The sequence below is a fragment of the Kocuria sp. KKT182 genome (genome assembly GCF_055635395.1).
This window is the reverse complement of the sequence record NZ_CM145757.1, coordinates 1271597-1283607: the sequence shown is the minus strand read 5'-3', so window position 1 is coordinate 1283607 and position 12011 is coordinate 1271597. Positions and strand designations below refer to the sequence as shown.

Genomic DNA, 12011 nt, shown 5'->3' with positions numbered 1-12011 from the left:
CCGGTAGCGTGGTCGCATGAGCGAGCAGCGGCACACCCCGGACCGGATCACCGAGCTCGGCCCGGACGACGTCTTCGTCTTCGGCTCCAACGCCCGGGGCGCCCACCTCGCGGGCGCGGCGCGCACGGCCGTCGAGCGCTTCGGCGCCGTCCCGGGCCGGGGGCACGGCCTGCAGGGGCGCTCGTACGCGATCGACAGCATGAGCGGGCTCCCGGAGCTCGAGCGGGAGGCGGCCGCGTTCGTGGCCTTCGCCCGGGAGCACCCCGAGCTGACGTTCTGGCTCACCCGGGTGGGCACGGGCATCGCCGGCCACGACGAGCGGCGGGTGGCCGCCCTGTTCGCCGACGCCCCGCCGAACGTGGTCCGGCCCCGGGGCTGGTGAGCCCCGGGCCGGACCGGCGCTCAGGCGCCCGCGGCGTAGCCCTCGGGGTTGCTCCGCTGCCAGTTCCAATGGTCCCGGCACATCGTGTCGAGGTCCCGGTCGGCGGACCAGCCCAGCTCGGCCAGGGCCGTCGACGGATCGGCGTAGGACACCGCGGCGTCGCCGGGCCGCCGGTCCGTGATCTCGTAGGGGATGCTGCGCCCGGAGGCCCGCTCGAAGGCGGCGTGCACCTCGAGCACCGAGTAGCCCTTGCCCGTGCCCAGGTTCCAGGTGCGCACCCCGCCGTGCTCGGTGATGTGGTCCAGGGCCCTGAGGTGCCCGTCGGCGAGGTCCACCACGTGGATGTAGTCGCGCACGCCCGTCCCGTCGGCGGTCGGGTAGTCGGCGCCGTACACCTTCAGCTTCTCGCGCCGGCCCACGGCCACCTGGGCGATGAACGGCAGCAGGTTGTTCGGCACGCCCGAGGGGTCCTCGCCGATCCGCCCGGACTCGTGGGCGCCCACCGGGTTGAAGTAGCGCAGCAGGGCGACGTTCCAGGACGGGTCCGACGCGGCGAGGTCCACGAGCATGTCCTCGATGTGCTCCTTGGTCCGCCCGTACGGGTTCTGCGCGTCCATGGGCTGCTTCTCGGTCAGCGGCATCTCCTCGGGGGCGCCGTAGACCGTGGCCGAGGAGGAGAACACGATGGACCGGCAGCCGTGGGCCCCCATGGCGTCCAGCAGGTTGAGGGTGCCGGCCACGTTGGTGCGGTAGTACCACAGGGGCAGCTCGGCCGACTCGCCGACGGCCTTGAGCCCGGCGAAGTGGATCACGGCCTCCGGGCGGTGCTCCGCGAACAGGGCGTCGAGTCCCGCGGGGTCGAGGAGGTCGACCTCCGCGAACGCCTCGACGGCGCGTCCCGCGAGCTCCTCGACCCGCTCCAGCGAGGTCCGCGAGGAGTTCGCGAGGTTGTCCATCACGACGACGTCGTGCCCGGCCCCCAGCAGGGCGAGGACGGTGTGCGAGCCGATGTAGCCGGTTCCCCCGGTGACGAGAATCTTCATGGCCCCAGCGTATCGGCCGGGCCGCGGCGGTCCCGTCAGCGGCTCGCGAGGACCACCACGACGTCGTCGGGCGGGGGAGCGCCCTCCGGGTGCGCCTCGGCGGCGTCCACCCACCCCGGGGCGGGCGCGAAGCGGGCGGTGCGCTGGTCCGCCCGGACCCAGCTGCGCCCGTCGAAGGACACCTCGGCGACGCCCAGCGCGTCCGCCTGCGCGACCGCCCAGTGCGCCGCGGCCCAGCCCGCCGGCTCCCCGGGCGCCGGCACGACCACCCGGTCGCCGTCCGTGCGCGGGGCGGGCACCGCCGTGCGGAACGCGTCGCGGAGGGCGTCGGCCGCCCGGCGCGGGTCCCCGGGGTGCTCGGGGTCGTGGAGCACGCAGTTGAGCGAGCCCTCCGTGGCGCCGGTCAGGCTGCCGGCGAAGGCCCGGGCGAGGCCCTCGTGCCGCGCGTACGCCTCGGGGTGCCCGGAGCGCTGGACCGCCTGCGCGGCGTCGGTGACGGACATCGTCCGGTAGTCGAGCTCGGCGAGGCCGTCGTAGAAGGCGGCCGTGGCGTGGGCCGGGTCCATGATCTGCTCGACCGTGCCCCAGCCCTGGGAGGGGCGCTGCTGGAACAGCCCCACGGAGTCCCGGTCCCCGTAGTCGATGTTGACCAGCTGCGACTCCTGCATCGCGGTCGCCAGGGCCACGACCGCCGCGTACGGGTCGGTGCCGCGCGCCACGGACTCCGCGGTGATCAGGGCGGCGTTGGCGGACTGCTCCGCGGACAGGGCGTGCCGCTGCCGCTGCCCGTCCCCGTCCGTGCTCGCGACCACGCACCGGGGCTCCCCGGCAGAGGGCCGCCCCGCGCGCAGCTCCACGGCCACGAGGACCCCCGCCGCGAGCACGGCGCCGACGAGCAGGAGCACGAACAGCGGCAGCCGCAGCGACCTGCTGCGGCGGCCGGGGACGGGGGAGGACACGGGCGCTCCTGGGCGGACGGGAGGACGGGCGGGGGGCGACGGGCGGGCAGGGACGGGTGGACGGGCGACGCCGCGCAGGGCGGGGCGGGCCCGTCCTGCGCGGCGTCGGGCGGCGGGGCGGGGCCCGACGCGCTCAGTTGGCGTGCAGCGCCGCGTTGAGCTCCACGGTCCCGCCGGCGCGGGGCAGCACCTCGACGGCGCCGGTGAGGGAGTTGCGGCGGAACAGCAGGTTGGACAGGCCCGAGAGCTCCGAGGCCTTGGCCGTGGACCGCTCGCCGTCGGAGTGCACGCTCACCCGGGTGCCGGCGGTGACGTAGAGGCCGGCCTCGACCACGCAGTCGTCGCCGAGGGAGATGCCGACACCGGAGTTGGCGCCGAGCAGCACGCGCTCGCCCACGGTGATCCGCTCCTTGCCGCCGCCGGAGAGGGTGCCCATGATGGAGGCGCCGCCGCCCACGTCCGTGGCGTCGCCCACGACCACGCCGGCGCTGATCCTGCCCTCGACCATGGACTGGCCCAGGGTGCCGGCGTTGAAGTTGACGAAGCCCTCGTGCATCACCGTGGTGCCCTCGGCGAGGTGGGCGCCGAGCCGGATCCGGCTGGCGTCGCCGATCCGCACGCCCGCGGGGACCACGTAGTCCACCATTCGCGGGAACTTGTCCACGCTGTGCACGGTCACGTGCCCGCCGGAGGCCTTCATCCGGAGCAGCGCGAAGGTCAGCTCCTCGGCGAGCACGGGCCCGCGGTCCGTCCAGGCGACGTTGGCGAGCAGGCCGAACACGCCGTCGAGGTTCAGGGTGTTGGGGCGCACGAGGCGGTGGGAGAGCAGGTGCAGGCGCAGGTAGGCGTCCGCGGCGTCGGCGGGCGCGGCGTCGAGGTCGATCGAGGTCTCGACGATCTCGCTGCGGACGTTGCGGTCGGGGTCGGCGGTGGCCGCGAGCCGCAGGTCCGCGTCGAGGGAGGTGTCGACCGCGTCGGAGAGGGACGGGGCGGGGTACCAGACGTCGAGGACGGTGCCCTCCTTGGGGCCCGAGGCCACGACGGTGGCCAGGCCGAGTCCGGAGGCGGGACGAGAGGTGGAAGAAGTCATGGCCTCCATCCTACGGGGGACGCCGGGACGGGGCCGACGGGCGGCTGCGGCCTCCCCGTTATGCTGGCAGCCATGATCGCACCGGAGCTGGACCTCGCCGCGGACCCCGCCGACCTGACGGCCGCCCTCATCGACATCGCGTCCGTCTCGGGCTCGGAGGGTCCCCTGGCCGACGCCGTCGAGGCCGCGCTGCGCCGGCTCCCGCACCTCACCGTGCACCGGGACGGGGACGCCGTGGTGGCGCGCACCGACCTCGGCCGCGCCGAGCGGGTGGTGCTCGCCGGCCACCTCGACACCGTGCCCCTGCCGACCGCGCCCGGCGCCCGGGGGACCGTGCCCGCCACGTGGACGGGGGCCGACGGCGACCGGGTGCTCTACGGCCGGGGTGCCACCGACATGAAGGGCGGCGTGGCCGTCCAGCTCGTCCTGGCCGCGGCCCTGACGGCGCCGAACCGGGACATCACCTACGTCTTCTACGACCACGAGGAGGTCGACGCCGACGCGAGCGGGCTGGGCCGGCTCCAGCGCCACGCCCCCGAGCTGCTCGAGGCGGACTTCGCGGTGCTGCTCGAGCCCACCGACGGGACCGTGGAGGGCGGGTGCAACGGCACGATGCGCTTCCGCATCACCACCACCGGCCGTGCCGCCCACTCGGGGCGGTCCTGGATCGGGGAGAACGCGATCCACAAGCAGGCCGACGTCCTCGCCCGTCTGGCGGCCTACGAGCCGCGGACCGTGGCGGTGGAGGGGCTCGAGTACCGCGAGGGGCTCAACGCGATCCGGATCGGCGGCGGCGTGGCCGGCAACGTGGTCCCGGACACCGCCCACGTGGAGATCAACTACCGCTTCGCCCCGGACAAGAGCCCCGAGGACGCCGTGGCGCACGTGCGGGAGGTGTTCGCCGGCTACGAGATCGAGCTCACGGACCTCTCCCCGGCGGCGCGCCCCGGCCTGGACCGTCCCGCGGCCGCCGCGTTCGTGGCCGCGGTGGGCCAGGAGCCCAAGCCCAAGTACGGCTGGACGGACGTGGCCCGCTTCTCGCAGATGGGCGTGCCCGCCGTGAACTTCGGCCCCGGCGACGCCCTGCTGGCCCACACGGACGACGAGCACGTGAGTGCCGACGCGGTCCGGGAGTGCTGCCGGGCCCTGGCCGCGTGGCTCACGGCCTGAGCGGCGTCAGACGGTCGTCTCCTCGGCGGCCATGGGCCCCTCGGCCGGCTTGGTCCGGCCCGCGGTGCGGAAGCTGAGGAACCGCGACAGCCACGCGGCCAGCAGGGTCAGCAGGTAGTTGATGAGCACGAAGACCAGCGCCACCACGAACAGCGTCTGCAGGATGTTGCCGTCCCCGGAGCCCAGGCGCCGAGCGCTCGCGAGCAGCTCCGGGTAGGTGATGATGTAGCCCAGCGCGGTGTCCTTGAGGATCACCACGAACTGGCTGACCATCGAGGGCAGCATCGCGGTGAGGGCCTGGGGGAGCTCGATCATCCGCAGGGACCGGGAGGGCGTGAGCCCGATGACCAGGCCCGCCTCGCGCTGGCCCTTGGGCAGCTGGTGCACGCCGGAGCGGATGAGCTCGGCGATGACCGACCCGTTGTAGAACATCAGGCCCAGCACCACGGCCCAGAACGGCACGTTGGCGGGCTCGACCAGGCCGGCGCGGCCGATGCCCAGGTAGAAGAAGATCATCATCACCAGCACGGGCACGGCCCGGAAGAACTCGACCACCACGGTGCAGACGAAGCGCACCGGGGCCAGCTGGGAGAGCCGGCCGAGACCGAAGACCAGGCCGAAGGCGATCGAGAGGGCCACCGCCAGCAGCGCGGCCCGCAGGGTCTCCCACAGCCCCGGGAGCAGGAAGTTCTCCCAGGCCCGGGCGGTGAGCAGCGGGGTCCACCGGTCGGCGTCCAGCTGGCCCTGCTCGGCGAGCGCGCCGAGCACGACCCAGGCGAGCGCGGCGATCAGCAGGACTCCCGCCACGTTGAAGAGCAGCGTGAGCCGGCGGGCACGCGGCCCCTGCACGTCGAAGAGGACGTTCTGGGTCTTGGCCATCAGCGCTTCACCGCCAGCTTCCGGGAGGCCCAGGTGGTCAGCAGGCCCACCGGGACGACGATCAGGACGAAGCCGAGCGCCACCACCAGGAAGATCGCGATGATCACGTCCGGGCGGAACTCGATCATGGTCTTCATGAGGGAGGAGATCTCGGTGACCGACGCGGCCGCGGCCACCGTCGTGTTCTTCGTCAGGGCGATCAGGGTGTTGCCGAGCGGGGTGATCGCCCCGCGCAGCGCCTGCGGGAAGACGATCAGCCGGGCCGCGGGCAGGAAGCTCAGCCCGATGGCCCGGGCCGCCTCGGCCTGCCCGGCCGGCACCGTGTTGACGCCGGAGCGGATGGCCTCGCAGACGAAGGCCGCGTGGTAGAGGCTCAGGCCGATCACGGCGTAGAGGAAGAAGTTCCGGTTGAAGTCCGAGGAGAGGTTGATGCCGAGCTGGCTCCACACGCCCAGGACCAGGAACACGAGGATGATCGTCAGCGGCGTGTTGCGGAACAGGTTCACGTACGTGGTGCCGAGCAGCCGCAGGGACGCGATGGGTGAGATGCGCATCAGGGCGATCAGGGCGCCGAGGACCGCCGAGCCGATCGCGGCCCAGAAGGTCAGCTGCAGGTTGACCCAGAACGCGCCCGGCACGTCGTACTGGGCGAACAGACTGGCGAAGTCGGTCAGATAGTCGTTCACGGGAGCTCCCGGGGATCGGGCAGGTCCTGGGTCACGGAAGGCCCCTTCGTCGCGGATCGGTCGGCGTGCTGCGCGGTCGCGGTCCCGGGGCCGGCCGGTCGCCGGCCGGCCACGGGGTGCTCACGCGTCCGGGGTCACTCGCCGCAGGGCTCGGGCTCCGGCGGGTTGAGCTCGGCGTTGTAGGTGTAGTCGGCGCCCTCGGTGTTGGCCGTGACGGCCTCCTCCCAGGCGCCCTCGTCGATCATCTTGGTGATGGCCTCGTTGACGGCCTCGCACTGGTCGGAGCCGTCGGGCAGGCCCACGCCGTAGCGCTCCTCGGAGAAGGTGTTGCCGACCACCTTGAACTTGCCCTGGTTGGCGTCGGTCGAGGCGAGGCCGGCGAGGATGATGTCGTCGGTGGTCACGGCGTCCACCTGGCCGGACTCGAGCGCCGTGAGGCAGTCGGCGTAGCCGGGCTGCTCGACGAGGTTGGCGCCGGGCTGGTCGTCCTTGACCTTCTGCGCGGAGGTCGATCCGGTCACCGAGCACAGGTTCTTGCCCTCGAGGTCGTCGGGGCCGGCGATCGAGGAGTCGTCGGTGCGCACCAGCAGGTCCTGGCCGGCCACGAAGTAGGGGCCGGCGAAGTCCACGGTCTGGTCGCGCTCCTCGGTGATCGAGTAGGTCGCGAAGATCATGTCCACCTGGTCGTTGGAGAGCATGTTCTCGCGGTTGGCGGAGGGGGACTCGACCCACTCGATCTGGTCCTCGGAGTAGCCGAGCTCGGTGGCGACGTACTTCGCGACGTCGACGTCGAAGCCGGTGTACTCGCTGCCGTCGCGGTAGCCGAGGCCGGGCTGGTCGAACTTGATGCCGATCCGCACGGACTCGCCCGAGCCGCCGCCCTCGCCGCCTGCACCGGACCCGCCGTCGTCGCCACCTCCGCACGCGGTGAGGGTCAGGGCCGCGGCCGCGGCCATCGCGGCCAGTCCGAGGGGCTTGCTGCTGCGCATGGTGTGCTCCTTGCTGTGGAGGTGGTGGCGTGGGTCGGAGGGTCGGGGGACGGTCAGTGGCCGAGGATCTTGCCGAGGAAGTCCTGGGCGCGCTCGGAGCGGGGGTTCGTGAAGAACTCCTCGGGGGTGTTCTCCTCGACGATCATGCCGTCGGCCATGAACACCACGCGGTCGGCGGCCTTGCGGGCGAAGCCCATCTCGTGGGTGACCACGATCATCGTCATGCCCTGCTTCGCGAGGGCGACCATGGTGTCGAGGACCTCGTTGATCATCTCGGGGTCCAGCGCGGAGGTGGGCTCGTCGAAGAGCATCACCTTCGGCTCCATGGCCAGGGCGCGGGCGATGGCGACGCGCTGCTGCTGGCCGCCGGAGAGCTGCGCGGGCAGCTTCTCGGCCTGGTTGTCGACCCCCACCCGGGTCAGCAGCTCCATGGCCTGCTTCTTCGCCTCGGCCGCCGACCTGCCCCGCACCTTGACGGGCCCCAGGGTCACGTTCTGCAGGACCGACTTGTGGGCGAAGAGGTTGAAGGACTGGAAGACCATGCCGACGTCGGCGCGCAGCTTCGCGAGGGCCTTGCCCTCCTCGGGCAGCCGCTTCCCGTCGATCAGGATCTCGCCGTCGTCGATGCTCTCGAGCCGGTTGATGGCCCGGCACAGGGTGGACTTGCCGGAGCCGGAGGGGCCGATCACGACCACCACCTCGCCGCGCTTCACCTCCAGGTTGATGTCCCGGAGCACGTGCAGGTCCCCGAAGTGCTTGTTGACGTGCGTCATGCGGACCAGGGCCTCGGCCGTCCCCGCGGTGGAGGAGGCCGGAGCGGCGGCCGGCGGAGTGGCGTGTGACATACCGGAAAGATATCCCAGATTCGTTCCGTGTGATGCCGAACACGTTGCAATCGTGTTAATTGCTTACCCGTCCGTAGAAATGTTGCGGCGCCCCGTCCCGCCCGGCGGCGCATAGCCTGGAGGACATGACCGAGATCCTCGTGGTGCTGTCCGGGCTCGTGCTGCTGCTCACGGTCGTGGGCGTCGTGGTCCTCGGCCGCGACCGCCTCGCCGAGCGGGTCGTGCCCGCCCGGGACGGGATCGCCGTGGCGCGCGCCCCCGGGGCGCCGCTCGTGCTGCCCGAGCACCCGACGGCGGAGGACGTGGAGCGGATCGCGTTCTCCGTACGGCGCCGCGGCTACGACCCCGCGGAGGTCCACGCCGTGCTGGCCCACCTCGCGGACCGGCTGCCGCCGCCGGAGGACCCGCCGTCCCGCCCGGTGCCGGGGGCGTGAGCGGCCGGACGGCCGTGGCCCTCCGGACGGCCGTGGCCCTCCGGTGGACCCGGGCTCCCTGGTGGGCACAGGCCCTGCTGGTCTGGGCGGCCTCCCGGCTCTGGGCCTGGGCCGTGTTCACCACGGTGGGCCGGCAGCAGGGTCCCGGTCCGTGGGGGGACGGCGCCCTGGGCTACCTCGAGTTCACCGGGACCTGGGACTCGGACTGGTACGAGCGCATCGCCCGGGAGGGCTATCCCGCGTCCCTGCCCCGGGACGCGGCCGGGCAGGTGCAGGAGAACGCCTGGGCGTTCTACCCGGTCTTCCCGATGGTCGTGCGGGTGGTCTCGGCGGCCACCGGCGCGGGGTGGGACGCGGCCGCGTCGGCCGTGTCCCTGGCCGCGAGCCTGGGCGCCGTCCTGCTCGTCCACCGGCTGTTCCTCCGGCTCGCCCCTCCGGCCACCGCCCTGTGGGGTGTCGCGTTCGTCGCGTTCAGCCCGGTCGCCCCGGTGCTGCAGGTCCCCTACGCCGAGTCGCTGCACCTGCTGCTGCTCGCGGGCGCCCTGCTGCTGGTGGCCCGGGGGAACCACCTGGCGGCCGCCCCCGTGGTGCTCCTGATGTGCCTGACGCGCCCGGCGGGGGTCCCCTTCGCGGCGGCCCTGGGGATCACGTGGCTCGTGCGCTCCGTGCGCCGGCACCGGGCCGGGGAGCTGCGCCGCGCGGCGGAAGCCGTCGACGGGCTGTTCGGCCTCGCGGTCCTGGCGTGCGGCGCGGCCCTCGCCTGGCCGGCGATCGCGTGGGCCGTCACGGGCGAGCCGACCGCGTACACCGACACCGAGACGGCGTGGCGGGGCGGGGGAGGGCTGGAGCCGGTGGTGCCCTGGTTCGACGCCGCCGCCGGGCTGTTCGGCCCCGTGCTCGGGCTCGCCGCGCCCGTGCTGCTGGTCGCGGGCGGGACGGTGCTGCTGGGCACCCGCGTGGTGCGGGAGCGGCTGGACCTGCTCACGCGCGTGTGGCTGGCGAGCTACGCCGTGTACCTGCTCCTCTTCCTGCACCCCCAGAGCAGCACCTTCCGGCTGCTGCTGCCGCTGTTCCCCCTCGCCCTGCCGCTGGCCGCGGTCTCGGACTCGCGCGCCTACCGGGTGGCCTGCGTGGTGTTCGGCGCGCTGCTCCAGCTCGTCTGGGTCGGCTGGCTGTGGCACTGGAAGCAGCTGCCCGGGGGCGGGGACTACCCGCCCTGATCCCGTCCGCACCCCGCGCCGGGCACGCCGACGCGGACCCCCGGGCGCCGGGGTGGTCCGGGTCCACGGTTGCGGCTCGGATAGGATGGGAGCCACACCAATCGAGGAAGAGGAGTTCCCACATGGCGGCCATGAAGCCGAGAACCGGTGACGGACCGATGGAGGTCACCAAGGAGGGGCGGAGCCTGATCATGCGGGTGCCGCTCGAGGGCGGCGGACGGCTGGTGGTCGAGCTGAAGCCGGCCGAGGCCGCGGAGCTCAAGGAGTGCCTGGCCGGCGTCACCGAGTGACCACCGGCGCGGACGGCGGGGGGCCCGGCACCACGTGGTGCCGGGCCCCCCGCCGTCCGGACCCGTCCGGTCAGCGGCGGACGGCCAGCAGCAGCCCGGAGCCGGTCGTCAACAGGGCGGTGCTGAAGCGCTCGTCCTCCCGGAACAGCCGGTGCACGGCCCGCATCGTCCGGGTGTTCTCCTCGCGGTTGGCCGGCTGCGCCACCTTGTCCTGGGACAGGGCGTCGTTGACCACGAGCATCCCGCCCGGGCGCAGCAGCCGGACGGCCTCCTCGGCGTAGTCGAGGGTCCCCTCGGGGTCGGCGTCGAGGAACACGAGGTCGTAGGCGCCGGCGCTCAACCGTGGCATCACGAGGGACGCGCGGCCGGGGATCGTGCGGGTCCGGCTCGTCGGGATCCCGGCCTCCCGGAACGTGTCGCGGGCCGCGCGCAGCGCCCGGATGTCGGTGTCGATCGTGGTCAGCACGGACGTGCCGGGCAGACCGCGCAGCAGGGCGAGACCGGACACCCCGGCCCCCGTGCCCACCTCGACCACGGTGGCGGGCCGGGCCGCCGCGGCGAGCACGGTCAGGGCGGCGGCCGTCCCCGGGGTCACCGGGGGGATGCGCAGGGCGAGGGACCGCTCCCGGGCGCGGTAGGCGAGCTCGTCCTCGGCGGCGAACGCCTCGGCGTACGACCAGCTCGTCGTCTTGTCCGCGCCCATGGTCCGCCCTTCGTCGCTGTAGTGGATGCGCGCCATCCTACCGGCTGGGCCCGTCCGTCCGGCCACCGTCCAGTCGGCATCCAGCTTCCCGGTCGATCATGGAGACGATCACGACGTCTTCCACGGACCTGTTCGCGGGCCTCCTCACGGAGCGGTCCGTGCACCCGCTCCCGACGTCGACCGCGGCACGGGACCGGGCACGGGCCCACCCGGAGCCCGCCGCCCGACCACCGCACGAGGAGGACCGATGCCCCGCCCGGACCGCACCGCGCCGGCCCGCCCCAGCAGCGCGGTGCCCGTGGCCGCGGCCACCGTGAGCGCGGTGCTCACCCTCGTCCTGGGCTCCGGCTACGCGGTCGGGCGCACGGTCGTGATGCAGTCCGCGCACAGCGCCGAGGAGCGGGTGCCGGTCTCGGCGTGGCACGGCACGCACGGGGTGCTGCACGCGGACGAGGTGTCCGCGGACCTGCTGCGCACGGAGGGCTGGACGCTGCCCACCCTGGCCGCGGACGGCTACCGGGTGGGCTCGATGACCCGCGGCACCCTGTCCGGGCACCCGGTCGTGGCCGTCAGGCTGCACCGCGGCGAGGACGAGGTCGTCGTGGTGGAGCAGCGCGGGGGGGTCGACCGCGAGAACCCCATGGACGGACTGACCGGGCTGCCCGTGAGCGCCGAGGGCCTCGAGCGCGTCGCCGTGGAGGGCGTGCCGCTGTGGGTGGACGCCGGGCCGCCGTGGCGGGCGGTGCTCGTCGGGGACGAGGTCGTCTACACCGTCTCGGGGGACTCCGGACCGTCCGCGATGGCCCACACCGTGGGCCTCGTCGTGGCCGACGAGCGGGGGCGCGTGGTGGAGCCGTCCCCGGGGGACCCCGGCGTCGTCGAGACGGTGCTGGTCGGCCTGCGCGAGATCTTCGGCTGACCGGCCACCGGCTCCCGGACTGGTAAAATCACTTCCTGTGCTCGGCATCAACGGCGGCGAAGCGATCATCCTGGTGCTCCTGGCCCTGTTCATCATCGGGCCGGAGCGGCTGCCGGAGTACGCGGAGAAGCTCAAGGAGCTGGTCAAGGCCGCCAAGCGCTACGCGACCGGCGCCACCGAGGAGCTCAAGGAGACCCTCGGGCCGGAGATCGCCGACGTCGACTGGCGCAGGCTCGACCCCCGCCAGTACGACCCCCGCACCATCGTGCGCCAGGCCCTCCTGGAGGACGACGAGCCGGCGGCGCCCGCCGCACCCCGGCCGCGCCCCGGCCCGGTGCTGACCCGCCTGGCCCCCGGCGAACGGGCCCCCTTCGACACCGAAGCCACCTGAGCCGGCCCCCG

15 protein-coding genes are annotated in these 12011 nt (G+C 73.7%); 7 read left to right on the top strand and 8 right to left on the bottom strand.

Annotation, left to right across the window (positions count from 1 at the left end; translation table 11 throughout):
* The first annotated feature begins 16 nt into the window (after nt 1-16).
* Entirely contained in the window at nt 17-382 is a 366-nt protein-coding gene (locus ACZ2G1_RS05870) for an A1S_2505 family phage non-structural protein (protein ID WP_017833404.1), read from the top strand.
* A 20-nt stretch (nt 383-402) separates the two neighbouring features.
* Here the strand turns inward: ACZ2G1_RS05870 and galE are convergent, their stop codons facing one another.
* From galE to dapD, 3 genes are all read right to left on the bottom strand, one after another.
* The gene (gene galE, locus ACZ2G1_RS05865) at nt 403-1425 is read right to left on the bottom strand and encodes a UDP-glucose 4-epimerase GalE (RefSeq protein WP_017833405.1); all 1023 of its coding nucleotides are present in this window, start codon (nt 1423-1425) and stop codon (nt 403-405) included.
* A 35-nt stretch (nt 1426-1460) separates the two neighbouring features.
* Nucleotides 1461-2384, bottom strand: a complete 924-nt coding sequence (locus ACZ2G1_RS05860) for a hypothetical protein (protein ID WP_017833406.1) — start codon at nt 2382-2384, stop codon at nt 1461-1463.
* A 133-nt stretch (nt 2385-2517) separates the two neighbouring features.
* Nucleotides 2518-3483 (bottom strand): 2,3,4,5-tetrahydropyridine-2,6-dicarboxylate N-succinyltransferase, encoded by a 966-nt coding sequence (gene dapD, locus ACZ2G1_RS05855; protein ID WP_031282996.1) that lies wholly within the window; start codon nt 3481-3483, stop codon nt 2518-2520.
* Nucleotides 3484-3534: 51 nt separating this feature from the next.
* Here dapD and dapE point away from each other — a divergent pair, with 51 nt between their 5' ends.
* Nucleotides 3535-4644 carry a succinyl-diaminopimelate desuccinylase gene (dapE, locus tag ACZ2G1_RS05850; protein ID WP_017833408.1) on the top strand — a complete coding sequence of 370 codons (1110 nt, stop codon included), beginning with the start codon at nt 3535-3537 and terminating at the stop codon, nt 4642-4644.
* Nucleotides 4645-4650: 6 nt separating this feature from the next.
* On the opposite strand, the gene ACZ2G1_RS05845 is transcribed toward dapE, so the two are convergent.
* From ACZ2G1_RS05845 to ACZ2G1_RS05830, 4 genes are all read right to left on the bottom strand, one after another.
* Nucleotides 4651-5523, bottom strand: a complete 873-nt coding sequence (locus ACZ2G1_RS05845) for an amino acid ABC transporter permease (RefSeq protein WP_017833409.1) — start codon at nt 5521-5523, stop codon at nt 4651-4653.
* On the bottom strand, nt 5523-6209 hold the full coding sequence (locus tag ACZ2G1_RS05840; RefSeq protein WP_017833410.1) for an amino acid ABC transporter permease: 687 nt from the start codon (nt 6207-6209) through the stop codon (nt 5523-5525). The genes ACZ2G1_RS05845 and ACZ2G1_RS05840 overlap by 1 nt, the downstream gene beginning before the upstream one ends.
* A 134-nt stretch (nt 6210-6343) precedes the next feature.
* Nucleotides 6344-7198: a glutamate ABC transporter substrate-binding protein gene (locus ACZ2G1_RS05835; protein ID WP_017833411.1), complete on the bottom strand. Its 855-nt coding sequence runs from the start codon at nt 7196-7198 to the stop codon at nt 6344-6346.
* Nucleotides 7199-7251: 53 nt separating this feature from the next.
* Nucleotides 7252-7980: an amino acid ABC transporter ATP-binding protein gene (locus ACZ2G1_RS05830; RefSeq protein ID WP_031282997.1), complete on the bottom strand. Its 729-nt coding sequence runs from the start codon at nt 7978-7980 to the stop codon at nt 7252-7254.
* A 188-nt stretch (nt 7981-8168) separates the two neighbouring features.
* On the opposite strand from ACZ2G1_RS05830, the gene ACZ2G1_RS05825 reads away from it, so the two are divergent.
* The 3 genes from ACZ2G1_RS05825 (at nt 8169) to ACZ2G1_RS05815 (ending at nt 9987) form a co-directional block, all read left to right on the top strand.
* The gene (locus tag ACZ2G1_RS05825) at nt 8169-8477 is read left to right on the top strand and encodes a DivIVA domain-containing protein (RefSeq protein WP_035927412.1); all 309 of its coding nucleotides are present in this window, start codon (nt 8169-8171) and stop codon (nt 8475-8477) included.
* Nucleotides 8474-9697, top strand: a complete 1224-nt coding sequence (locus tag ACZ2G1_RS05820) for a hypothetical protein (RefSeq protein ID WP_017833414.1) — start codon at nt 8474-8476, stop codon at nt 9695-9697. The genes ACZ2G1_RS05825 and ACZ2G1_RS05820 overlap by 4 nt, the downstream gene beginning before the upstream one ends.
* Nucleotides 9698-9819: 122 nt before the next feature.
* Complete coding sequence (locus ACZ2G1_RS05815) at nt 9820-9987, top strand: DUF3117 domain-containing protein (RefSeq protein WP_017833415.1); 168 nt, start codon at nt 9820-9822, stop codon at nt 9985-9987.
* 70 nt (nt 9988-10057) lie between these two features.
* Here ACZ2G1_RS05815 and ACZ2G1_RS05810 read toward each other — a convergent pair whose 3' ends face one another.
* On the bottom strand, nt 10058-10690 hold the full coding sequence (locus ACZ2G1_RS05810) for an O-methyltransferase (RefSeq protein ID WP_031283004.1): 633 nt from the start codon (nt 10688-10690) through the stop codon (nt 10058-10060).
* Between the two features lie 247 nt (nt 10691-10937).
* On the opposite strand from ACZ2G1_RS05810, the gene ACZ2G1_RS05805 reads away from it, so the two are divergent.
* On the top strand, nt 10938-11609 hold the full coding sequence (locus tag ACZ2G1_RS05805) for a hypothetical protein (RefSeq protein ID WP_017833418.1): 672 nt from the start codon (nt 10938-10940) through the stop codon (nt 11607-11609).
* Between the two features lie 37 nt (nt 11610-11646).
* On the top strand, nt 11647-12000 hold the full coding sequence (locus ACZ2G1_RS05800) for a twin-arginine translocase TatA/TatE family subunit (protein ID WP_017833419.1): 354 nt from the start codon (nt 11647-11649) through the stop codon (nt 11998-12000).
* Nucleotides 12001-12011: the final 11 nt, after the last annotated feature.